The sequence below is a fragment of the Phocaeicola acetigenes genome, assembly GCF_027529745.1.
Lineage (GTDB): Bacteria > Bacteroidota > Bacteroidia > Bacteroidales > Bacteroidaceae > Phocaeicola > Phocaeicola acetigenes.
This window is the reverse complement of record NZ_JAPZVM010000002.1, coordinates 427,528-451,391: the sequence shown is the minus strand read 5'-3', so window position 1 is coordinate 451,391 and position 23,864 is coordinate 427,528. Positions and strand designations below refer to the sequence as shown.

The following is a 23,864-nucleotide window of genomic DNA, read 5'->3' as shown; positions in this document are numbered from 1 at the left end:
ATTCATCATTTAATAAGATGCAGTTCACAAATGAAGATAGTCCTAATTTTATACTTTTTATCTGCCATAAATACACACATTATGCCATACAACAAATGACACTTTGGCAGTTCGGCACTTTGGCACAGTTTTCGCTATATCCTCAGTGCTTTCGTACAGCGAAAGAAAACAAATAAGTATAAATACATAAAAAATATAGAACTATGAACATTAAACCATTAGCAGACAGAGTCTTGATTCTTCCGGCTCCTGCAGAAGAAAAAACAATAGGTGGTATCATTATTCCTGACACAGCAAAAGAAAAACCTTTGCAAGGTGAAGTTGTAGCAGTAGGTCATGGCACAAAAGACGAAGAAATGGTCTTGAAAGTTGGTGATACTGTATTGTATGGTAAATATTCTGGTACTGAAATCGAATTTGAAGGTGTAAAATACCTGATGATGCGTCAGAGTGATGTATTGGCAGTATTGGGATAATTAATGAATAAATAGTAATTATAAAAGAAAGGAAAAATCATTATGGCAAAAGATATTCTCTTCAACATCGACGCTCGCGACCAGTTGAAAAAAGGTGTAGACGAATTGGCTAATGCAGTAAAAGTAACTCTCGGCCCGAAAGGACGTAACGTAATTATCGAAAAGAAGTTCGGTGCTCCTCACATTACTAAGGACGGTGTTACTGTAGCTAAAGAAGTAGAATTGAGCGATCCGTTCCAGAACACTGGTGCACAGTTGGTAAAATCAGTTGCTTCTAAAACTGGTGATGATGCCGGTGACGGTACAACTACTGCTACCGTATTGGCTCAGTCTATCGTAGGTGTAGGTTTGAAGAACGTTACTGCAGGTGCCAACCCAATGGATTTGAAACGTGGTATCGACAAAGCCGTTGCTAAGGTTGTTGAATCAATCAAGGCTCAGTCTGAAACTGTAGGCGACAACTACGATAAAATTGAACAAGTTGCTACTATTTCTGCAAACAACGATCCTGTTATCGGTAAGTTGATTGCTGATGCTATGCGCAAGGTTTCTAAAGACGGTGTAATCACCATCGAAGAAGCTAAGGGTACAGATACAACTATCGGTGTAGTAGAAGGTATGCAGTTCGACCGTGGTTACTTGTCTGCTTACTTCGTAACCGACACAGAAAAGATGGAATGTGTAATGGAGCATCCTTACATCTTGATTTACGACAAGAAGATTTCCAACTTGAAAGATTTCTTGCCTATCTTGGAACCAGCTGTACAGAGTGGACGTCCGTTGTTGGTTATCGCAGAAGATGTAGACAGCGAAGCGTTGACTACTTTGGTTGTAAACCGTCTGCGTGGTCAGTTGAAGATCTGTGCTGTGAAGGCTCCGGGCTTCGGTGACCGTCGTAAAGCAATGCTGGAAGATATTGCCGTATTGACTGGTGGTGTAGTTATCAGCGAAGAAAAAGGCTTGAAACTGGAACAGGCTACATTGGAAATGTTGGGTACTTGCGACAAAGTTACAGTATCTAAAGAAAATACTACTATCGTAAACGGTGCCGGTCAGAAAGAACTGATTCAGGAACGTATTGCACAGATCAAGGCTGAAATGAAGAACTCTACTTCAGACTATGATAAAGAAAAACTGCAGGAACGTCTGGCTAAGTTGTCTGGTGGTGTAGCTGTATTGTACGTAGGTGCTGCCAGCGAAGTAGAAATGAAAGAAAAGAAAGACCGTGTAGACGATGCATTGTGCGCAACTCGTGCAGCAATCGAAGAAGGTATCGTACCGGGTGGTGGTGTAACTTACATCCGTGCCATCGATGCTTTGGAAGGCTTGAAAGGTGACAATGCTGACGAAACTACAGGTATCGAAATCATCAAACGTGCTATCGAAGAACCGCTTCGCCAGATTGTAGCCAATGCTGGTAAAGAAGGTGCAGTAGTTGTTCAGAAAGTACGTGAAGGTAAAGGTGACTTCGGTTACAATGCACGTACCGATGTATACGAACACTTGCACGCTGCCGGTGTAGTAGATCCTGCTAAGGTTACTCGTGTAGCTTTGGAAAATGCAGCTTCTATTGCAGGTATGTTCCTGACAACAGAATGTGTCATTGTAGAAAAGAAAGAAGAAAAACCTGAAATGCCAATGGCTGCTCCAGGAATGGGCGGTATGGGCGGCATGATGTAATTCTGACATACAACAAAGGGAAGTCTCTTCAGCTTCCCTTCCTCATACTCAAACAAAAAAGTCCGGCGCTTTGCGTCGGACTTTTTTATTATGTCACAAGACGTTTATCGGGAAGTAATCGGAGTGTATGCCACTTCTTCCAATACATTCTTATAAGCCGGACGGATAATACGTCTTCCTTCAAAGTTCAATTCTTCAATACGATGTGCTGTCCATCCCACAATACGCGCCATGGCAAAAAGAGGAGTATAGATTTCGTGCGGCAAGCCCATCATTTCGTAAATAAATCCGGAATAGAAATCTACATTCGAGCAAACCTGCTTCTTTCCTCCCTTCACCTTCTTGAAACATTCTATGGCACGCTGTTCCAGAAGTTCAAGAAAGGCAAACTCTTTCTGACATCCCTTTTCAGCTACCAGTTCTCCTGCCAGCTCTTTCAACAAGACGGCACGAGGGTCGGAAATGGTATACACCGCATGACCGATACCATAAATCAGTCCACTACCATCATACGCCTCTTTATTGAGCATACGGGTAAGATAAGTATCAATCTCATCTACATTCGTCCAGTCGGATATCACTTCTTTCAGGTGATGGAACATTTTAACCACCTGTATATTGGCTCCTCCGTGCAAAGGCCCTTTCAACGAACCGATGCCTGCAGCAATGCTGGAATACGTATCGGTACGGGTAGAACTGGTGACGCGTACAGTAAACGTAGAGTTGTTACCACCTCCATGCTCTGCCTGAAGCACCAGCAGCAAGTCGAGCATACGTGCTTCCAACGGAGTATATTCCTTTTTAATCATATACAGGAAATTCTCGGCAAGTGACAGATTTTCGTGCGGATGACGAATGTGCAGCGAACGTCCGTGTGTGCTGTGACGATAAATGTTGTATGCGTAAGCAATGATTGTAGGAAACTTGGAAATCAACTCAATAGACTGACGCATCAGATTGTCTCTTGAGATATCATCGGGATTGGGATCGAATGTATACATTTCGAGGACACTCCGGGCCAGAATATTCATAATATTCTGACCTTCCAAGTCGATGATATTCATCGTCGTCTTCTTATCGAGTGGCATATTATCATTAATCAGTTCCTTGAAAGAAGCCAGTTGTTCGTTATCCGGCAATTCTCCCGAAAGCAACAGATAAGCCACTTCCTCAAATCCGAAACGCTTCTCCTTAAGCAGTGCATGAGCGATGTCGTCCAAATCATATCCCCTGTAAAACAACTTACCGGGAATCGGTTTCAGCCCTTCCTCCGTACGTTCATATCCTACTACATTTCCGATTTTGGTCAGCCCCACCAATACTCCTGTACCATCCTCATTACGCAATCCACGTTTTACATTATATTTTGCAAACAATTCATTATCAATACGACATGCCTGTTTGGCACACTCCGAAAGTTTATATACGATGTATTCTTTTTTCATATACAAGCTATCTTTATTAATATTTACAATGATTCAATCACACGCTGTCCGAATTCTTCTGTTGTCAATACATGTCCATCAGGCATAAAGCGTGCGAGGTCCGAAGTTGCCTCTCCAGCCTCGAAGAGGTCCTCCAACGCACGGATAATCAAAGCAGAAGCTTCTTTCCATCCGATATAATCCAACATCATAACAGACGACAACAGCAGCGAGCAGGGATTTACGATATTCTTTCCGGCAATATCGGGAGCCGTACCGTGTGTAGCCTCAAAAATAGCATGTCCGGTCTGATAGTTGATATTGGCTCCCGGTGCAATACCGATACCACCCACCATCGCAGCCAACTGGTCGGATATATAGTCTCCATTCAAATTCAAAGTAGCAATGACTGAGTAATCTTCAGGAGTGAGCAATGTATTCTGCAAGAAAGCATCCGCAATGCAGTCCTTGACAATTACTTTACCCAAATTCATGGCTTCTGCCAAAGCAGCTTTGGCAGACTCTTCTCCCAACTCCTTCTTCAGCTGATTGTAGCGGTTCATGGTAAAAGTCTGCTGGGCAAATTCTGTTTCAGCCACTTCGTATCCCCAACGCTTGAATCCTCCTTCAGTAAACTTCATGATGTTTCCTTTGTGTACCAATGTAACCGAAGGCAAATGATGCTGCAGGGCGTACAGAATAGCAGCACGTACCAATCGTTTGGTTCCTTCTACCGATACCGGCTTTACACCGAAAGAAGAAGTCTCAGGGAAACGGACTTTCTTCACTCCCATCTCGTCGCGCAGAAAAGCATAGAACTTTTCAGCTTCCGGAGTCCCCTGTTCCCATTCTATACCGGCATAAATGTCTTCTGTATTTTCGCGGAAAATATGCATGTTTACTTTCTGCGGTTCCTTTACCGGAGAAACCACTCCACGGAACCAGCGTACCGGACGCAGACAAACATACAAATCGAGTGTCTGGCGCAGTGCCACATTCAGCGAACGGATGCCTTCGCCTACAGGAGTAGTAAGAGGTCCCTTTATACCGATAAGGTATTCGCGAAAAGCATCCATTGTAGCTTCAGGAAGCCATTCTCCGGTCTGCTTGAATGCCTTTTCTCCAGCCAGTACTTCTTTCCACTCGATAGAACGCTTATCATCATAAGCCAGTTTAACAGCCTCGTTTACTATTTTCTGACATACAGGAGTAATTTCTGCTCCCACTCCATCACCTTCAATATAAGGAACGGTCACACAGTCGGGTACTATCAGCCGACCGTCTTTCATATCTATTTTGGACATAATTTTTAAGTTTGTGAGTTTGTAAGTTCTTAAGTTATTTTCGGAAGGTATTCAAAGCACAACCGGCTTTAAACCAACCTATCTGCATTTCATTATAGGTATGCAGGGCAAGGAATGTATCTTCTGTTCCATCCTCGTGCGTTACTACCACCTGCAAAGGTTTTCTCGGAGCAAAGTGATCCAGCCCACAGACAGAAATACAGTCGTGTTCCTGTATTTTATCGTAATCGGATTTGTCAGCAAAAGTCAGTGCCAGCATTCCCTGCTTCTTCAAATTGGTTTCATGGATACGGGCAAAGCTTTTGGCAAGGATAACCCGCACATTCAGGAAACGAGGTTCCATAGCAGCATGTTCCCGACTGGAGCCTTCGCCGTAGTTTTCCTCGGCTACCACAATAGAAGGGATGGCCTTTGCTTTATATTGCTTGGCCACAGCCGATACGGCATCATATTCGCCAGTCAGCCGGTTCCATACACAATTGGTCTTTCCATTGAAAGCATTGACAGCCCCCATCAGCATATTGTCGGAAATATTCTCCAGATGTCCACGGAAGCGCAACCACGGACCAGCCATCGAGATATGGTCTGTAGTACACTTACCCTGCGTCTTTATAAGCAAAGGCATCTGCTCCAAATCTTTACCATCCCAGGGAGCAAAAGGAGCCAGACGCTGTAAACGGGCAGAATCGGGAGCTATGGACACTTCGATATCTTTTCCGTCGGCAGCAGGAGCTACATATCCGTTATCGTCTACAGTAAACCCTTTTTCCGGCAAGGTATCTCCTACCGGAGCATCCAGCCGTACCTGTTCACCCTGTTCATTGGTCAAGGTATCAGTCAGCGGATTAAAGCATAAATTACCTGCAATGGCCAGTGCCATTGCCACTTCCGGAGAAGCCACAAAAGCATGGGTATTAGGATTGCCGTCAGCACGTTTGGCGAAGTTACGGTTAAAGGAAGTAACAATAGAGTTAGCCCGCATAGGATCATCAGTCACTCGCTTCCACTGGCCGATACACGGACCACAGGCATTGGTCATAATCACTCCACCTACCGCTTCGAAATCGGCTATCATGCCATCGCGCCGAGCAGTACAATAGACTTGTTCCGAACCCGGGTTGATAATCAGCCCGGCAGCCATCTTCAAACCTTTCGCCTTGACCTGACGTGCCAAGGAGGCTGCACGACTCAAATCCTGGTACGAAGAATTGGTGCAGGAACCAATCAGTCCCACTTCCATTTTCTGCGGATAGCCATTCTGTTTTACCTTCTCCGCAAATTCCGAAATCGGGCAAGCCGCATCGGGAGTAAATGGTCCGTTGATATAAGGTTCCAAAACCGACAAGTCGATTTCTATTACCCGGTCATAATAAAGATGCGGAGCAGCTTCCACTTCTTTGTCCGCTCTCAGACACGAAGCATTTTCCGAAGCCATTTTTGCCACTTCCTCACGTCCGGTAGCACACAGATATTTCTCCATCTCTGCATCATAAGGAAAGATAGAGGTAGTAGCTCCCACTTCTGCTCCCATATTGCAAATAGTGGCCTTACCGGTAGCAGACAGTGAAGCCGTACCTTCTCCGAAATATTCTATAATGGCATTTGTAGCTCCTTTCACCGTAAGCAGTCCGGCCAGTTTCAGAATAACATCTTTCGGAGAAGCCCATCCGTTCAGATTACCTTTCAGATGTACTCCAATAAGCTTGGGCATTTTCAACTCCCATTCCATTCCTGTCATGACATCCACCGCATCGGCTCCGCCTACTCCGATGGCTATCATGCCCAATCCTCCGGCATTGGGGGTATGCGAATCTGTACCCACCATCATTCCTCCCGGAAATGCATAGTTCTCCAATACTACCTGATGAATAATACCGGCACCCGGCTTCCAGAATCCTATATTGTATTTAGAAGCTACACTCTTCAGGAAGCCATACACTTCCTTATTGGTTTCCTGCGCCACAGGCAAATCTGCCGATGCGCCCTTGTACGCCTGAATCAAATGATCGCAGTGTACAGTAGAAGGTACAGCCACTCGCTGCTGTCCGGAATTCATAAACTGAAGCAGTGCCATCTGTGCGGTTGCATCCTGCATGGCTACACGGTCCGGACGAAAATTGACATAATCCTCTCCACGGCGAAAAGCACAAAGCGTCTTTTCATCGTATAAATGTGCATATAAAATTTTCTCAGCCAAAGTCATTGCTTTGCCCAATTTACGTTGTACTGCATCTACGCGCATTGCATAGGATGCGTAAAACGTTCTCATCATTTCAATGTCATAAACCATCTCTTTTCTTTTTACCTTTCACTTTCAATTAGTCGCAAAAATATGGTATACTATTCTCGTTTGTCTACTAAAGGCAATATTTTAAATACATTTTAATAGAAAATAACTTATTAGCGTATACTTATAACATTTACAACCATTCTTCACAAAAAGGAGTTATAAATATTCAACTTTTAAAACAAGGCTATCGTAACTTCATACCATCAATCACAATCTGCAGCCCACGTCGTTGGTTGTACAGCCCACGGCATCGTCTGTCAAATCGGCGACGCTGGCTGTACAATCAACGTCGTCGAATACAGAAAAGAATAAATATCAGCAGCAGATTGTATCAGAAAGGAAGACTCTGAAGAAAGATATACTTTCCGATTGCGAATATAAAAAAGAGTGGAAGCCTGAAACATAAAAAAAATGCCCGACCACTGAACAGACAGTGGACGGGCAATATTTTTATCACTTATCACCAGTATCGTGACAAGAAGATGAATCTTATTTCTTCGGTTTAATATCCAGTTTTACCGGATGAATCATATTTTCAGGACTTAAGATTGTATCGATATCCTCCTTCGAAAGAATACCATGATCCAAAATCAACTGATACACACTCTTTCCGGTTTCCAAGGCTTCCTTGGCAATTTTTGTAGAATTCTTATATCCAATAATCGGATTAAGAGCAGTTACCACACCAATACTGTGGTGTACCTCTTCAATACAATATTGCTCGTTAGCAGTAATTCCCTCTACACACAAGGTACGTAGTGTATCGAATCCGTTCATCAGCAAATCTACCGACTCGAAGCAACACTGTGCCATCACCGGTTCCATTGCATTCAGTTCCATCTGAGCGGCTTCTCCCGCCATTGTTACACACAACTCATTTCCTATTACTTTATAGCAAATCTGATTCATCACTTCGGGAATAACCGGATTGACCTTACCCGGCATGATGGAAGAACCCGGTTGCATAGCCGGCAAGTTCAATTCACCCAAACCACAACGCGGACCACTTGCCAACAGACGAAGATCATTACAGATCTTGTTGACTTTTACAGCCAGACGCTTCATTGCCGAAGCATAACCCACCAGACAGGAAGTATCGGAAGTTGCTCCCACCAAATCATCAGACAAACGGATATCCCAGCCTGTAATGTCGCGCAAAGCAGCAATACACTTTTCTGCATAACCCGGCTCTGCACAAATACCGGTACCAATGGCTGTACCTCCCATATTGACTGTCAGAAAATCGGCAGCAGCTTCATTCAGATGCTTGATTTCATCAGTCAGGATACTGGCAAAGCCATTAAAAGTCTGTCCCAATGTCATAGGAACCGCATCTTCCAATTGAGTACGTCCCATCTTGATAATGTGTGCAAATTCTTGTCCTTTCTTGCGGAAAGCTTCTATCAGGTTTTCCAGACAAGGGATCAGACGCAAATGAGTGGCATACATTCCCAGATGAATGGCAGTAGGATATGCATCATTGGTAGACTGCGAACGGTTTACATGGTCGTTAGGCGAACAATAGGTATATTCTCCATGTGCATAACCCATAATTTCGAGTGCACGATTGGCAATCACTTCGTTTGCATTCATATTGGTACTTGTTCCAGCCCCTCCCTGAATCATATCCACAGGGAACTGATCGTGGAACTTTCCATCCAATATTTCCTGACAAGCCTGAGTAATCGCTTCAAACTGCTGGTCTGTAAGCAAACCTAATTCATGATTGGCACGGGCAGCTGCCATTTTTGTGATAGCAAGTCCATTTATAAATAAAGGATATTCATTCAGATGAAATTTACTGATAGAGAAGTTTTCCAGTCCTCTCAATGTCTGTACACCGTACAATAATTCATCTGCTATTTCACGAGAACCGATTAAATCGCTCTCTATACGAGTCTTTCCAAATTCTTTCATCATGTTATTCTTTTCGTTTAAATAAACATTTTATGCAGACACCTGCGTTTTTATCATTTTGTAAGGCAAATATAAGTACATTAAGAGAAATAACCTAAAAATACAGATAAATTCTTGTGTAAAAAGTTATATATAATGTTATTTTGTCAAAACCATAAGAAGAAATTTCAAATCATTTCAGAGAGGTATCTACTTTGATATTAGCTCATTATATGTATATTCATAAATTTTTTATGTAAGTTTTATCTTTTCATCCGGATCTTTTATATTTGCTGTAAAATCAATACATCTTATCTAAACATGGAATTTCAACTGACCAAAGCGAAAGCGGAAGAGGCTTCCCTACTGACTTCACTCATTCGGGAAGTATGGCACGGAATGGAACAGCAGGAATGGTTTGCTCCAGAAGAAGGAGAGAACTACATCCGACAACTTATTGAACAAGAAAAAGGAGTCGCATGGATAGCTACAGACACTGCTTCGGAAAAAATTGCCGGATTGTTTCTTATCGTATATCCGGGAAAAGACAATCCGGATAACCTGGGACGAGATATTTCTCTTCCTGAACACGAATTAAATCTGGTTGCGCATATGGATACTGTAGTAGTCCACCCTTCTTTCCGAGGCTATGGTCTGCAACGTAAACTTACAGCAAAAGCGGAAGAAGAATTACGGGCCGCAGGTTACCGCTATCTTTTATGTACCGTACATCCGGACAATTGCTTCTCACGTATCAATATGGAAAAAGCCGGATACCGCTGTGTAAAACAAGTCTTGAAATATGGTGGATTGCCCCGGCTTATCTTAATGAAAGAAGTGTAATAAAGGTATATTGTCCGTTCTTTCTTGGTCAATCTCATATGGAAAGTATCTGTCCTAAAAGTTATTACAGATTTATGTATGTACTTAGTCAAAAAATGAAGAAGATTTACCACATAATATAATAAAGGAATAAGAAAACTGCTTTCAATTTGATAACTTTGTATGATAAGGAACAGTTTTTACACAAAGTAATATGTCCGACGGAAATACATGCAAGAAGAATCCTTCCTATACAATTAGGAAACGATAATTTAAATATGAAAAAAATGATTAGACGATTTCTATTTATTTCAATTCTTTGGCTATGTTTTGATACACTTTGTTCAAGTGCATGCTTAGATGAAGTTAAAACATTCTATAGAGGTTATATGATGAATTTTTTAACTGTTGATTCAAACAACGACTCTTTATGTAAAAAGTTTTTAACTGAAGGATTGATAGCCAAAACAAAAAGAATGAGTAATGCAACTGGAGTTAATCCTATAATACGCTCTCAAGATGTAAATGAGGATGCAATTAAAACCTTAGCTGTGAAAAGAGTTGCAGACGACTGGTATATGGTGAGTTATCTTTGGAATGAAAAGGATAGTACCACTTTAACTGAAATTCCATTAAAGGCACAAAGTATTGATGGTAAGTGCAAGATTGTATATATTACTCCCATTGAAAACGGAAGTCAATGGGGAGACGAAATGTTGTCTGGTTGTGAGTGTATGAATGAAGCCAAAACAAATGAAACATCAGGACAATCGTTCATAGAAAGCTTTTATAAAATCTATCTGTCAACCTATTGTGCTATATCTAAAGACATAAATACACAATTGTCATCTTTGCGCTTGTCTAATTTATCACCGGCGGCATTGCAGCAATTCAAGCAAGCAGAATCAGAACATCAAGAAGATGGTTTTTATGGATATGATCTTTTAATTAATAACTTTGATTTCGATTGCATGTGGTATAAAAGTCTTAAATTCAATCAAATAAGTGATGATAATTATCAAATTACTTATCAAGCAGGAGCCACGATACATAAAATAAATATTAAGATAAAATATCAGAATGGAAAATATTTGATTAATAGCATTTCATTTTAAATAATAAGTGATATTTCTGAAAGTTGTTGGTCATTATTCAGCCCGTAAAATGAGAGGTTTGTTTTTGTTGTGACTTGCTTTCAAATTCATAACCTTTCAGTATAAAAAACAGCGAAAGATAAAAAGAACAAATGTGACACTTCATTGTGAAAACATCTAAAGCGGTCTTGAAAAAGGTCGCTTTCTTTTTGTCCCTCAATTCAACTACAATCACTTTAGCAATTCAGGCAAAATAAGTAACTTTGCAACCTCACAAAAACAAGTTCAAGAAAAAGACAACTGTATGTTATTATTACAATTAATCATTGTATTAGGAGCAATCGTATTGGGAGCTCGTTTAGGAGGTGTCGGACTAGGAGTCACAGGCGGACTAGGAGTAGCAGTACTGACTTTTGTATTTGGCATTCAACCTACCACCCCTCCCATTGATGTAATGCTGATGATTGCGGCTGTAGTTACTGCTGCATCGTGCATGCAAGCTGCCGGAGGTTTGGAGTACATGGTGAAAATAGCCGAACGTATTCTGCGCCGCCATCCCGAACACGTAACGATTCTAAGTCCTATCGTTACTTACCTGTTTACATTTATTGCCGGTACAGGACATATTGCCTATTCTGTACTGCCAGTTATTGCCGAAGTGGCAAGAGAAACCAAAATCCGCCCGGAACGGCCATTGGGTATCGCTGTTATTGCTTCCCAGCAAGCTATTACAGCCAGTCCTATATCGGCTGCAACAGTAGCCCTATTGGGACTCCTATCTGGGTTTGATCTTACCTTATTTGATATTCTGAAAGTCAGTATTCCTGCCACATTCATCGGAGTGCTGGTAGGAGCATTCTGTTCACTCCGAACAGGAAAAGAACTGTCTGATGACCCGGAGTATTTAAGACGACTGAAAGAAGGACTCATTAAAAACAGTTCTGTACAGACTAGTGAAATACAGAATATGAAGAAAGCACGCCTTTCTGTATTTATCTTCTTGCTGGCTACTTTCCTGATTGTACTGTTTGGGTCTATAGAATCACTTCGCCCTACCTTTATGCACGATGGAAAGATGACCATGCTTGATATGCCGGCTCTGATTGAAATCATCATGTTATGTACGGCGGCTATCATCCTGTTAGTATGCCGTATTGATGGTATCAAGGCTGTACAAGGCAATATATTCCCTGCCGGTATGCAGGCCGTCATTGCAATCTTTGGTATTGCATGGATGGGAGATACGTTTATTTCCGGTAACATCGAACAACTGACATCTACCATCGATCAGGTGATTCATTCCATGCCCTGGCTCTTTGGAGTAGCCTTGTTTGTAATGTCTATCTTGCTTTACAGTCAGGCTGCAACCGTACGTGCCGTAGTACCTTTGGGCATTGCACTGGGAATTTCTCCTTTGCTGCTGATTGCATTGTTTCCTGCAGTAAACGGCTACTTCTTTATCCCTAATTATCCTACGGTAGTAGCAGCCATCAACTTCGACAGTACTGGTACAACCCGCATCGGAAAGTATATTCTGAACCATTCGTTCATGATGCCAGGACTGATTTCTACTGGTGTAGCCATAGCTGTGGGACTGCTGTTGATACAGATACTTTTCTAAAAGAACAAAGAGACCGAAAATAAAGAAAGCCAATCGTTTTATGTTACGACAAAACGATTGGCTTTTTCTTTTCATATAAAAAAGAAAGGAAGGGGTTATCTTTTACTCCCTAATCTTTACCTAACGAATCGAATATTTTCCTTCTATCTGCAGATAGAGTTTCCCTATTTCTTCAGGATGGGATGAATTGATATAAATATCTTCATTCCATATAGTCTGTACATGCAGAAAAGGAGCTTTATCTGATGCAAGAAAGAGTTTTACTTTCCTATCATCGCCAGTACGAAAATATCCCTTCTTTACATCTCCCACCGACAAGCCATTGGTACGCCAGGTTATCTCCGGTAATGTCTGTTCTAACGATACACGACGTATTTCGCTGCTTGGTATCTCGGTTCCATACATACCCGAAATACGTAGGGTTTCATTCGTATAGCTGACAGATGTTCCACGACACAGAGGAAGAATAATAAGCCCCGCAATTAATACAAAGACGAAAATACCATAGATACGGCTTTTCCGTTTCATACGACTGGATATCTTGCCTTGTACATAAAGCAAATACAAAAGCAATATACATACACCCAATATCGACAGGATACTATAGAAATTTGAATCAAACCATTTAGAAAGCCACTCTCCTCCAACTAAGGCAATGGCTATGGCAATCATTATATTTCGGACACTTTTCAGATAACGGTGAAAAGCAGGACTGGCCTTTTCTTCTTCCGTAAACGAATGATAATTGGACAGTAATTGGGGCTGTTTCACTATGGCTGTTCCAGCAATTACAAGAATCGCTGCTACCAGTAACATAATAATCAGACTAAGGTAATTCATACTCTTTCAGGTTTTCATTATCAATGCTCTAAATTAAAAAAAATATATTGATTTTTAAATAGTCTGATAAAAAATATTATAGAATGATGATATGTCTTTTCTTCTTTCCAAGACAGATTCTATACAGTGGAATGTACCCCAAAAACGCAATAATATGAGATGATTCAAGAATTACAGATACAATGCGGATTGCAGGATTTTAATAAGTCCTATTATTATAAGGTATCGTCTTGTTCCTCCCCATTAGTTAAACAAAAAGCGCCCGCAAACCTCACGAAGAAGTCTGCGGACGCTATATATTCAATGCCTTATCAAAAGGAAGGATTATTTATATTCTTCCCAGCTCTTGATAGCAATGTCATCGATTGTCATGGTACAGAATGCATGAATAAAGGCGCTTGCCAGACGTGCATTTGTAACCAAAGGAATGTTCAAGTCGACTGCTGCACGACGGATCTTGTAACCGTTGTCCAATTCACCTGCCGACAAGTCGCGCGGGATATTGACAACCATATCAATTTCCTTGTTGTGCAACATTTCCAATGCCTGCGGATGTCCTTCTTCGCTTGGCCAGTATACACGGGTATTTTCTACACCGTTTTCTGCAAGGAATTTAGAAGTACCACCGGTAGCAAAGATGTTGTAACCCTTTGCCTTCAATTCATGAGCCGCTTTCAGCATTTCTACTTTCTGCTTCGGAGTACCTGTAGACATCAGAATGTTCTTTTCCGGAATACGGTAACCCACAGACAACATAGACTTCAGTACTGCGCAAGAAGTATCTTCACCGATACATCCTACTTCACCGGTAGAAGCCATGTCTACGCCCAATACAGGGTCGGCCTTCTGCAGACGGTTGAATGAGAACTGGCTGGCCTTGATACCTACGTAATCCAATTCGAAGAGGTTCTTGCTTGGTTTTTCTACCGGCAGACCCAACATTACCTTCGTAGCCAATTCGATGAAGTTAATCTTCAATACCTTGCTTACGAATGGGAACGAACGGCTGGCACGCAAGTTACATTCAATTACCTTGATATCGTTTTCACGGGCAAGGAACTGGATATTGAACGGACCAGAGATGTTCAGTTCTTTTGCAATCTGACGGCTGATGCGCTTGATACGACGTACAGTTTCTACATACAGTTTCTGCGGTGGGAACTGGATTGTAGCATCTCCAGAGTGTACACCGGCAAACTCAATGTGTTCTGAGATAGCATAGGCAACGATTTCACCGTTCTGTGCTACAGCATCCATTTCTACTTCCTTAGCATGTTCAATGAACTGGCTTACTACTACCGGATGTTTCTTCGATACGTTGGCAGCCAACTGCAGGAAGCGTTCCAGTTCTTCTTGGTTAGAACATACGTTCATGGCAGCACCAGAAAGAACGTAAGACGGACGAACCAATACCGGGAATCCTACTTTTTCGATAAATGCGTTGATATCTTCCATCGAAGTCAATGCGCTCCATTCTGGCTGGTCAACACCGATACGGTCGAGCATAGCCGAGAATTTGTCACGGTCTTCCGCATTATCGATACTCTTGGCAGAAGTACCCAAGATATTTATTTTCTGACCATCAAGACGAAGAGCAAGGTTGTTAGGAATCTGACCACCAGTAGATACGATTACACCGTGCGGATTTTCCCAATCGAGGATATCCATTACACGTTCGAATGTCAATTCATCGAAATACAGACGGTCACACATATCATAGTCGGTTGATACGGTTTCCGGGTTGTAGTTAATCATTACCGAACGGTAGCCTTCCTTGCGGATAGTATTCAGAGCCTGTACGCCACACCAGTCGAATTCTACAGACGAACCGATACGGTATGCACCAGAACCCAATACTACGATACTCTTATGGTCGCCCAAATAGTGAACATCGTTTGCTACACCACTATAAGTCAGATACAGATAGTTGGTCTGAGCTGGATATTCGGCAGCCAAAGTATCGATTTGTTTTACTACCGGTACAATGCCCTGGCTCTTACGGTAGTTACGTACTTCCAATATTCCATCTTCCATATCGCCTTGATAACCGATGGCACGTGCAACCTGGAAGTCTGAGAATCCCTGACGTTTTGCCTTATACAGCAAATCTTTCGGAAGTTGTGCTATCTGTGTATGGTTTCCTCCCCATTCATGCAGTTCTTTTGAAGTCTGCATAATGTTCATCAATTTATCGAGGAACCATTTATCGATCTTAGTCAGTTCATGAATCTGGTCTACAGTATAGCCGGCACGCATCGCTTTAGAGATAACGAAGATACGTTTGTCGGTCGGTTCGCGCAATGCTTTATCTACATCGGCAATCTGCAATTCTTTGTTTTCAACAAAGCCGTGCATACCCTGACCAATCATACGCAGACCTTTTTGGATTGCTTCTTCGAATGTACGACCGATAGCCATTACTTCACCTACCGATTTCATTGAAGAACCCAGTTCGCGGTCTACGCCGTGGAACTTACCCAAGTCCCAACGAGGAATCTTACATACTACATAGTCCAATGCAGGTTCGAAGAAAGCAGAAGTAGTCTTGGTTACCGAGTTCTTCAAATCGAACAGACCGTATCCCAATCCCAACTTAGCAGCAACGAATGCCAAAGGATAACCAGTAGCTTTAGAAGCCAATGCAGAAGAACGGCTCAAACGAGCATTTACTTCAATTACACGGTAATCTTCCGATTCCGGATCGAACGCATACTGCACGTTACATTCACCCACAATACCGATATGACGGATGATGCGGATAGCCAGTTCACGCAGTTTATGGTATTCGCTGTTGGTCAATGTCTGAGAAGGAGCGATTACGATAGACTCACCGGTATGAATGCCCAGTGGGTCAAAGTTTTCCATATTACATACAGTGATACAGTTGTCGAAACGGTCACGCACCACTTCGTATTCAACTTCCTTCCAGCCTTTCAGACTCTTTTCTACCAATACCTGTGGAGAGAAAGAGAAAGCTTTTTCAGCCAATACGTTCAGTTCTTCTTCGTTGTCGCAGAAACCAGAACCCAAACCACCCAGTGCATAAGCAGCACGGATAATAACCGGATATCCCAGTTCTTTTGCTGCACGACGAGCGTCTTCGATATTTTCTACCGCCTCACTCTTGATAGTCTTCACGTTGATTTCGTCCAACTTCTGTACGAAAAGTTCGCGGTCTTCTGTATCCATGATAGCCTGTACCGGAGTACCCAATACCTGCGCATTGTATTTTTCGAATACACCAGCTTTATACAGAGCCACACCACAGTTCAATGCAGTCTGTCCACCAAACGACAGCAATACTCCATCCGGACGTTCTTTCGCGATGACTTTCTCTACGAAATACGGAGTTACAGGCAAGAAGTAAATCTTATCTGCCACACCTTCCGATGTCTGTACGGTAGCAATATTCGGGTTGATAAGGATGGTTTCAATACCTTCTTCCTTCAACGCCTTCAATGCCTGAGAACCAGAGTAGTCGAACTCACCAGCTTCACCGATTTTCAACGCTCCAGAACCTAACAATAATACTTTCTTTATATTTTCTTTCATGAATTTGAGTTTTTAAGTTTTTGAGTTTTTGAGTTTGCGAGTTTAAGTTTGAGTGTGAGTTTTCAAGTTTTTCAGTTTTTGAGTTTTTCAGTTTGCATCAACAAACTATCAAACTAACAAACCAACAAACTTATAACAATTTTACAAACTCATCGAACAAGAATTCGGTATCAGTAGGACCACTGGCAGCTTCCGGATGGAACTGTGCAGAGAACCAAGGATTCTTCTTATGACGGATACCTTCGTTTGAACCGTCGTTCATGTTAATGAACAAAGGTTCCCAATCTGCTCCCAATGTATTGTTGTCTACCGCATAACCGTGGTTCTGTGAAGTAATGAAGCAGCGTTCTGTACCTACCATACGTACCGGCTGATTGTGACTACGATGACCATATTTCAATTTGTAAATCTTAGCACCACCTGCCTTCGACAGCAACTGGTTACCCATACAGATACCGAAGATAGGAAGTTTTTCGTTCTGCATTGCCTTACGGATATTCTGTACAGCAGCATCACAAGTATCAGGGTCGCCCGGACCGTTTGAGATAAACAAGCCATCAAACTGCAGAGAGTTGAAGTCATAGTTCCAAGGTACACGGATGATTTCCACATCACGTTTCAAAAGGCAACGGATAATGTTTGATTTTACACCGCAGTCTACCAGCACCACTTTCTTCTTGCCTTCGCCTTCGTTATAACGAATCACTTCCTTGCAAGAAACCTTGTCTACGTAGTTTACTCCGGCATATGCAGCCTCAGGAATATTGTCCGGTTCATCGTCGAATACGATTTTTCCCATCATTACCCCATGTTCGCGCAAAACCTTAGTCAGTTCACGAGTATCAATACCTGTAATACCAGGTACCTGCTCACGTTTCAACCAGTCAGCCAGGCTTTCCACAGCATTCCAATGGCTGTATTTTTCACTATAATCACTGACAATAATTGCCTCGGCATGGATTTTTTCACTCTCCATGAAAGTCGGAAGTCCGTTAGCTTCAAAAGTAAACGGTGGAACACCATAGTTACCAACCAGCGGATAAGTCAAAGTCATCAACTGACCTGCATACGAAGGGTCGGTCAAGCTCTCTGGATAACCGGTCATTGCTGTATTAAACACAACTTCACCGGCTACCGGTTTCTCATAACCGAACGACTTGCCATGGAAACGGCTCCCGTCGTCGAGGATTAATGTTACATTTCTCATTACCTTATTATAATACTAATATATCGTTTAAATTTATTATTCTTCACTTATTTACATTCATCAGAACTGATAGACTTGCTCTACATAGTCGATGAATGCTTGGTTTACCCGTTTCACTCCACCTGGCGTAGGATAGTCGCCACTGAAATACCAGTCGCCTTCGTGCTGTGGACAAGCTTCATGCAGCCCTTCCAATGTCTGGTAAACAATTTCCACCTTTGCCTGAGTACCTGCCGGAGTAAGCAGTTCTACCATCTTTGCCGAAATTTCCTCGTCGGTGAAAGGAGCATAAATCTCTTTCACGTAATTCACCATCTGTTCTTTCGGTAAAGAAAGCTGTCCTTTCGACTTGCGGTATACTTCCTCAATAACCGACTGCATACCTCGTTCTTCCAGCAATGCGATAGCAGCACGGAATGCAATAAACTGCTCCATACTTGCCATATCAATTCCATAATAGTCCGGATAACGAACCTGAGGAGAAGAAGAAACAATGACAATCTTCTTCGGATGCAGACGATCGAGAATGCTGATGATACTTTGTTTCAAAGTAGTACCTCGCACAATACTGTCGTCGATAATGACCAGATTATCCTCATAAGGAATCAAGCTTCCGTAAGTAATATCATATACATGAGCGGCAAGATCGTTTCTTGTATTACCTTCTGAAATAAACGTACGAAGCTTTATATCTTTAATAGCAACCTTCTCACTACGGATGCGTTGAGAAAGAATCTGTTCCAACTCGCTATGGCTGGGCTTATGTCCCAATGCCTCTATACGCTGCACTTTCAATTCGTTCAGATAGTTATCAAAGCCTTCCAGCATTCCATAGAAAGCAACTTCTGCCGTATTAGGAATAAACGAAAATACAGTGTGGACCACATCGTAGTCGATAGCTTTCAAGATAGGATTTACCAATTTCTCACCCAACAACTTACGTTCGCGATAAATATCCATATCACTTCCGCGGCTAAAGTAAATCCGCTCGAACGAACAAGCCTTTTTCTGTTTAGGTTCATTGATTTGAGCCAAACGCATCTCTCCTTTCTTATTCAGCAGAATAGCCTGTCCCGGTTGTAATTCGTGAATACTGTCAGCCGGCACATTCAAGGCTGTCTGTATCACCGGACGTTCCGATGCCAATACCATGATCTCCTCATCCATGTACCAGAATCCCGGACGGATCCCCCAAGGATCGCGTACAGCAAATGTTTCCCCACTTCCTGTCAAGCCGCAGATTACGTATCCTCCGTCCCATTTAGGACTCGATGTTTTCAATACATTCGTCAAATCAATACGGTCTTCAATAGCATGAGTAATATCCATCCCTTCCAGTCCTTCGGCCTTACACTCAGTAAACAGTCGCTCTACCTCTCTGTCCAGTCGGTGTCCCACCTGTTCCAGCATGATATAAGTATCGGCATACTTACGAGGATGCTGACCAGCAGCAGTAATCTCTTCGAAAATCTCATCCACATTGGTCAGGTTAAAGTTTCCGCATAGCAACAGATTCTTCGCACGCCAGTTATTTCTTCTCAAGAAAGGATGTACGTACGAAATACCACTCCTTCCAGTAGTAGAATAGCGCAAATGCCCCATATACAGCTCTCCTGCAAAAGGCAAGCACTTCTCAGCATATTCAGCGTCACTCATCTGCTCTGGAGTAAGCCCTTTAAAATTGGAATGCACGGCACTAAAAATTTCAGTAATAGCTCCCGCTCCCAAGGCACGCTCACGAAACATATACTCTTCACCTGGATTTGCCTGCAACTTCACACAAGCAAGTCCGGCAGCTTCCTGTCCACGGTTATGCTGTTTTTCCATCAGCAGATACAACTTATTCAGACCATACATCCAAGTCCCGTACTTCTTCTGAAAATAATCCAACGGTTTGAGCAGTCGAATCATGACTACTCCACATTCATGCTTTAGTGGTTCCATACGTATATATGAAAAGACGCCCGGATATGCCGAAAGCAATTCCGGGTGTCAGTTAGTATAAACAAATTACAAATTAAGTTCGATAAGGAACAAAAAAAAAGAGTGACATTGACAGGATGGTAAAAAAGAGAAAAACCAAAGGGAAAGAGGTCGAAACTTGACTGCCCGTTTCCTTTTGCCTGCAGAAGTGCGGTAAAAATGTCCCTTCCAGGATATGCACTTTGCCCTTTTATATGTTTCACCAAACTATACATCAGATTATGCCACATCACTATTCGGGGTGCAAATATACGAATTACTTGGCATATTCTTATATATGTTTTTTAAAATTATTCATATCAGAATAATTATTTCCTTTCTTCAAACGGCTTTCTGCATATATATTCCATAAAAAAACAGAACAAGCAATTTTCTCAAAAAAAACTTCTATTCCTTTTTGCTTGTGAAAAGAAAACAATAAATTTGCATCACGATCGGGCGACAAAACAGTCACCGATATTGCCGAAATAACTCAGTTGGTAGAGTAACTCATTCGTAATGAGTAAGTCGCGGGTTCGAGTCCCGCTTTCGGCTCACAAAGGCATAGTCAACTATGCCTTTTTTTTATTATCCGATTCCATACCGACAATCTTATCCAATTCCCCAATAGCTTTAAGGTAATAAAATCAATTTGCACAACTCTGTATTTCCTCCGGTTCCTACTATATCCCGACTTACATAAGACATTTTTGCAGTCTCTTTCCTTTCTTTAGGACATTTTTGCAGAATAAAGCCTTAACACACTGACAATTAGACAGTTTTATCTTCTTTTCCGACATTGGCAAAGATTTTGAGAATCTATTAGCGTCGTGCAACGGACAAGGTAATTCCCCTACTCCGGACGACACCCTAAAACAAGATAAAAGAAAGGAGAAACTATATGAACTTTAACAACTTTACAATCAAATCGCAGGAAGCTGTTCAACAGGCTGTCAACCTTGTACAAAGCATGGGACAACAGGCCATCGAACCGGAACACCTGCTGGCGGGAGTGTTGAAGGTAGGTGAAAATGTAACCAACTTCATCTTCCAGAAACTGGGAATGAACAGCCAGCAAGTAGCCATGGTTCTCGACAAGCAGATAGCTTCCCTTCCTAAGGTTTCGGGAGGAGAACCTTACCTGAGCCGGGATGCTAACGAGGTACTTCAGAAAGCGGTCAGCTTCTCTAAAGAGCTGGGCGACGAGTATGTATCACTGGAAGCCATTATTCTGGCTTTACTGAACGTAAAATGTACGGTAGCCACTATCTTGAAAGATGCTGGTATGACCGACAAGGAACTGCGTGCTGCTATCAGTGAACTGAGACAGGGACAGAAAGTTACTTCACAATCCAGCGAAGATACTTACCAGTCTTTGAACAAGTATGCCATCAACCTGATAGAGGCTGCACGAAACGGAAAACTCGACCCTGTTATCGGACGTGACGAGGAAATCAGACGTGTATTGCAGATTCTGAGCCGACGTACCAAGAATAATCCGATTCTGATAGGTGAACCGGGTACAGGTAAAACAGCTATCGTAGAAGGATTGGCACAGCGTATCTTAAGAGGTGATGTACCGGAGAATTTGAAGAACAAACAACTGTACTCACTGGATATGGGTGCACTGGTAGCCGGTGCCAAATATAAAGGTGAGTTTGAGGAACGTTTGAAATCGGTCATCAACGAAGTGACTCAGTCGGACGGAAACATCATCCTGTTCATCGATGAAATCCATACGCTGGTAGGTGCAGGTAAAGGAGAGGGTGCAATGGATGCAGCCAATATCTTGAAACCGGCATTGGCGAGAGGAGAACTGAGAAGTATCGGTGCCACTACATTGGACGAATACCAGAAGTATTTCGAAAAGGATAAGGCTTTGGAACGTCGTTTCCAGACCGTAATGGTCAACGAACCGGATACACTGAGTTCTATTTCTATCCTTCGTGGTTTGAAAGAACGGTACGAAAACCATCATCAGGTACGTATCAAAGACGAAGCTATCATTGCTGCCGTAGAATTGAGTAACCGTTACATTACAGAACGTTTCTTGCCGGATAAGGCCATCGACTTGATGGATGAAGCGGCTGCAAAACTGCGTATGGAACGTGACTCACTTCCGGAAGAACTGGATGAAATAGAACGTCGTCTGAAACAGCTCGAGATAGAACGCGAAGCCATCAAACGCGAAAAAGATGAAGCTAAACTGGCTCAACTGAACAAGGAAATCGCAGAGTTGAAAGAACAGGAAACTTCTTATAAGGCCAAATGGCAGAGCGAAAAAGAACTGGTCAACAAGATTCAGCAGAACAAACAGGAAATTGAACACCTGAAGTTTGAAGCTGATAAGGCTGAACGTGAAGGCAACTACGGAAAAGTAGCCGAAATACGATATGGCAAGCTCAAAGCACTGGAAGATGAAATCAAACATATCCAGGACGACCTGAAGCACAAACAGGGAGACAATGCCATGATTAAGGAGGAAGTTACCGCCGAAGACATTGCTGATGTTGTATCACGCTGGACAGGAATACCGGTCAGCAAAATGTTGCAGAGCGAACGTGAGAAACTGCTGCATCTGGAAGACGAACTGCATCGCCGTGTCATAGGTCAGGACGAAGCTATTCAGGCTGTAGCCGACGCCGTACGTCGTAGCCGTGCCGGATTGCAAGACCCGAAACGTCCGATTGGCTCATTTATCTTCCTGGGTACTACCGGAGTAGGTAAGACCGAATTGGCAAAGGCTTTGGCCGAATACTTGTTCGACGATGAAACACTGATGACCCGTATCGATATGAGTGAGTATCAGGAGAAACATACCGTGTCTCGTCTGATTGGTGCGCCTCCGGGATACGTTGGTTACGATGAAGGAGGACAGCTTACCGAAGCCGTACGCCGGAAACCTTATTCTGTAGTATTGTTCGATGAGATAGAAAAAGCTCATCCGGATGTGTTCAACATCCTGCTGCAGGTATTGGATGATGGCCGACTGACCGACAACAAAGGACGTACAGTCAACTTCAAGAATACTATCATCATTATGACATCCAACTTGGGTAGTGCCTACATTCAGAGTCAGTTCGAGAAGATTAACGACCAGAACCACGATCAGATTGTAGAAGAGACCAAGGCGGAAGTGATGAATATGCTGAAAAAGACCATTCGTCCGGAATTCTTGAACCGTATCGACGAGACCATCATGTTCCAACCGCTCAACAAAGAGCAGATTGAACAGATTGTCCGCTTGCAGATAAACGGTATTAAGAAGATGTTGGAAGAAAACGGAGTAACCCTCCAGATGACCGACGAAGCTGTCGACTTTATCGCCACAGCCGGTTACGATCCTGAGTTTGGTGCCCGTCCGGTAAAACGTGCAATCCAGCGTTACCTGTTGAACGATTTGTCAAAGAAACTTCTGTCTCAGGAAGTAGACCGCAGCAAACCGATTATCGTAGAACGTAGTGGTGAAGCACTGAAGTTCCGTAACTAAATCTTTCTACTTAAATAAAAGCAAGGCTGTTTCAAACTATTTTGAAACAGCCTTTTTTTGTATCCGGATATTCCCTGCATCAGGAAAGTCCGTCATACCGTAATTGTACGGTATCCGTTGGACTCTCACCTCAGTCCGAACAGAAGACAATTAAATATTGGAATTGGTATTTATTGAAATGATAAACAATGCAGCAGGAATAAAAA

The 23,864-nt window shown here is 42.5% G+C and carries 14 protein-coding genes and 1 tRNA gene; 7 read left to right on the top strand and 8 right to left on the bottom strand.

Annotation, left to right across the window (positions count from 1 at the left end):
• Window positions 1–203 precede the first annotated feature (203 nt).
• Both O6P32_RS04430 and groL read left to right on the top strand, forming a co-directional pair.
• Window positions 204–476 (top strand): co-chaperone GroES, encoded by a 273-nt coding sequence (locus tag O6P32_RS04430; RefSeq protein ID WP_178266361.1) that lies wholly within the window; start codon window positions 204–206, stop codon window positions 474–476.
• 42 nt (window positions 477–518) lie between these two features.
• Window positions 519–2,156, top strand: coding sequence for a chaperonin GroEL (gene groL, locus O6P32_RS04425; RefSeq protein WP_178266362.1), 1,638 nt, complete (start codon window positions 519–521; stop codon window positions 2,154–2,156).
• 104 nt (window positions 2,157–2,260) lie between these two features.
• Here the strand turns inward: groL and O6P32_RS04420 are convergent, their stop codons facing one another.
• The 4 genes from O6P32_RS04420 to O6P32_RS04405 all read right to left on the bottom strand — a co-directional run bounded on the left by O6P32_RS04420 (window position 2,261) and on the right by O6P32_RS04405 (window position 9,091).
• Window positions 2,261–3,601 carry a citrate/2-methylcitrate synthase gene (locus O6P32_RS04420; RefSeq protein WP_178266363.1) on the bottom strand — a complete coding sequence of 447 codons (1,341 nt, stop codon included), beginning with the start codon at window positions 3,599–3,601 and terminating at the stop codon, window positions 2,261–2,263.
• A gap of 23 nt (window positions 3,602–3,624) precedes the next feature.
• Window positions 3,625–4,935, bottom strand: a complete 1,311-nt coding sequence (gene icd, locus O6P32_RS04415; RefSeq protein WP_269877049.1) for an NADP-dependent isocitrate dehydrogenase — start codon at window positions 4,933–4,935, stop codon at window positions 3,625–3,627.
• A complete protein-coding gene (locus O6P32_RS04410) occupies window positions 4,919–7,174 on the bottom strand; it encodes an aconitate hydratase (RefSeq protein ID WP_269877010.1) in 2,256 nt (751 codons plus the stop codon). Before O6P32_RS04410 ends, icd begins: the two co-directional genes overlap by 17 nt.
• 489 nt (window positions 7,175–7,663) lie before the next feature.
• Window positions 7,664–9,091, bottom strand: a complete 1,428-nt coding sequence (locus tag O6P32_RS04405; RefSeq protein WP_408636044.1) for an aspartate ammonia-lyase — start codon at window positions 9,089–9,091, stop codon at window positions 7,664–7,666.
• Window positions 9,092–9,391: 300 nt separating this feature from the next.
• Here O6P32_RS04405 and O6P32_RS04400 point away from each other — a divergent pair, with 300 nt between their 5' ends.
• The 3 genes from O6P32_RS04400 to O6P32_RS04390 all read left to right on the top strand — a co-directional run bounded on the left by O6P32_RS04400 (window position 9,392) and on the right by O6P32_RS04390 (window position 12,607).
• Window positions 9,392–9,913, top strand: a complete 522-nt coding sequence (locus O6P32_RS04400) for a GNAT family N-acetyltransferase (RefSeq protein ID WP_269877009.1) — start codon at window positions 9,392–9,394, stop codon at window positions 9,911–9,913.
• Between the two features lie 257 nt (window positions 9,914–10,170).
• Complete coding sequence (locus O6P32_RS04395; RefSeq protein WP_269877008.1) at window positions 10,171–11,007, top strand: DUF3828 domain-containing protein; 837 nt, start codon at window positions 10,171–10,173, stop codon at window positions 11,005–11,007.
• 283 nt (window positions 11,008–11,290) lie between these two features.
• A complete protein-coding gene (locus O6P32_RS04390) occupies window positions 11,291–12,607 on the top strand; it encodes an anaerobic C4-dicarboxylate transporter family protein (protein WP_178266367.1) in 1,317 nt (438 codons plus the stop codon).
• A 120-nt stretch (window positions 12,608–12,727) separates the two neighbouring features.
• Here O6P32_RS04390 and O6P32_RS04385 read toward each other — a convergent pair whose 3' ends face one another.
• The 4 genes from O6P32_RS04385 to O6P32_RS04370 form a co-directional block, all read right to left on the bottom strand.
• The gene (locus O6P32_RS04385) at window positions 12,728–13,447 is read right to left on the bottom strand and encodes a DUF3784 domain-containing protein (RefSeq protein ID WP_269877007.1); all 720 of its coding nucleotides are present in this window, start codon (window positions 13,445–13,447) and stop codon (window positions 12,728–12,730) included.
• 324 nt (window positions 13,448–13,771) lie between these two features.
• The gene (gene carB / locus O6P32_RS04380) at window positions 13,772–16,999 is read right to left on the bottom strand and encodes a carbamoyl-phosphate synthase (glutamine-hydrolyzing) large subunit (RefSeq protein WP_269877006.1); all 3,228 of its coding nucleotides are present in this window, start codon (window positions 16,997–16,999) and stop codon (window positions 13,772–13,774) included.
• 130 nt (window positions 17,000–17,129) lie between these two features.
• Window positions 17,130–18,206, bottom strand: a complete 1,077-nt coding sequence (carA, locus tag O6P32_RS04375) for a glutamine-hydrolyzing carbamoyl-phosphate synthase small subunit (protein ID WP_178267314.1) — start codon at window positions 18,204–18,206, stop codon at window positions 17,130–17,132.
• Between the two features lie 60 nt (window positions 18,207–18,266).
• Window positions 18,267–20,150 (bottom strand): amidophosphoribosyltransferase, encoded by a 1,884-nt coding sequence (locus O6P32_RS04370; RefSeq protein ID WP_178267315.1) that lies wholly within the window; start codon window positions 20,148–20,150, stop codon window positions 18,267–18,269.
• A gap of 500 nt (window positions 20,151–20,650) precedes the next feature.
• Here O6P32_RS04370 and O6P32_RS04365 point away from each other — a divergent pair.
• Window positions 20,651–20,723 (top strand) — tRNA-Thr (locus O6P32_RS04365).
• 346 nt (window positions 20,724–21,069) lie between these two features.
• On the top strand, window positions 21,070–23,658 hold the full coding sequence (clpB, locus tag O6P32_RS04360; protein ID WP_269877004.1) for an ATP-dependent chaperone ClpB: 2,589 nt from the start codon (window positions 21,070–21,072) through the stop codon (window positions 23,656–23,658).
• The last annotated feature ends 206 nt before the right edge of the window (window positions 23,659–23,864 follow it).